Raw genomic sequence first — 1,199 nt, 5'->3', positions numbered from 1 at the left:
CGGCCTTGCGCACCACCGCCGCGTCGAAGGTCCCCCCACCCAGGTCATACACCGCGATCGTCGAGCCCGGCTCGACCCGCTCGGCGCCGGCGTAGTGCAGCGCCGCGGCCTGCGGCTCGGCCAAAAACGTCACCGCCAGCCCCTGCCCGGCCAGCGCCCCGGCCAGCAGCTCCCGCTTGTGCGCCCCCCACGCCGCCGGATGGGTCACCGCGATCCGCGCCGCCGGCCCGCCCTCCCGCTCGGCCACCCGATCGGTCACCCAGCGCACCAACCGCGCCGAGAGCTCCTCGGCCGCCCACGCCCGCCCGGCCACCACCACCGGGGTGGGATCCCCCACCCGCCGCTTGAACTCCCGCACCACCCGGTCCGGATCGGTCACCGCCCGCCGCTCGGCCGCCTCCCCCACCACCACCGACCCATCCCCGGCCATGAACAGCACCGACGGGACGGTGAGGCTGCGGGTACCGAGGTTGACCATCTCGGGCTCGACCCAGTTGCGGTCCGACGAGCGGCACACCGCGGCCGCCGTGTACGTCGTCCCCAGATCGATGCCGAGCTGGTAGCTCATGACCGTCACCCTTCCCCCGAATCCGTGACCGTCTCGCAACCCCACCGAGACCACTCCTGTCACTCCCATCGGAGTATCTCGGGTCCTCGTTAGCACGCATGCGCCGCCTTCAACACGATTGGGGGACACGCCCCCCGTCCCCCAACCCCCTAGTCCCCCGGCGCGCCGGGTCCCCGATCACCGCGCGTGACGAACTCTGGCCGATCCCCGATGGCGCACACCCCCGCCCGGCCTAGCTTTCGGTTAACGCCAGGGCCTGCCTGGCCCGCAAGGAATCCACAACTGACCACCGAGGGGATATCACAAATGGGCAAGTACGTGGACGCTCGCGAGTTCAACGAGTTCTTCCAGTCCATCAGGGTCAACGCCGTCGAGGCGTCCGGAGACCGCTCCGTTGCCGCCGGCGACGACATCGACGACTCGGTCATCGTCAGCGGCAACGGCAACATCCTCGGCAACGGCAACCAGGTCGTGCAGGGCAACGGCAACACCACCGCCTTCGGCGAGGGCGACGCCACCAGCACCAACATCAAGGGTGACGTCACCGTCGGCGACGGCTCGGCCTTCGCCTCCGGCAGCCAGGTCGCGATCGACAACAGCGACAACTCGGTCAACGACTCGGGCAACGACT

General features: G+C 70.4%; 1 protein-coding gene and 1 pseudogene. One reads left to right on the top strand and one right to left on the bottom strand.

The genetic code is table 11. From position 1 onward, the window contains the following. On the bottom strand, nt 1–568 hold a 568-nt coding region (locus G567_RS0125855; protein ID WP_028932178.1), incomplete at its 3' end, for an Hsp70 family protein. A 306-nt stretch (nt 569–874) separates the two neighbouring features. Here G567_RS0125855 and G567_RS35050 point away from each other — a divergent pair. Continuing rightward, nucleotides 875–1,199: pseudogene (locus G567_RS35050) on the top strand (hypothetical protein); the annotation flags it as partial.

Source organism: Pseudonocardia asaccharolytica DSM 44247 = NBRC 16224, from assembly GCF_000423625.1.
Classification (GTDB): Bacteria; Actinomycetota; Actinomycetes; order Mycobacteriales; family Pseudonocardiaceae; genus Pseudonocardia; species Pseudonocardia asaccharolytica.
This window is presented reverse-complemented; position numbering and strand designations above follow the sequence as displayed.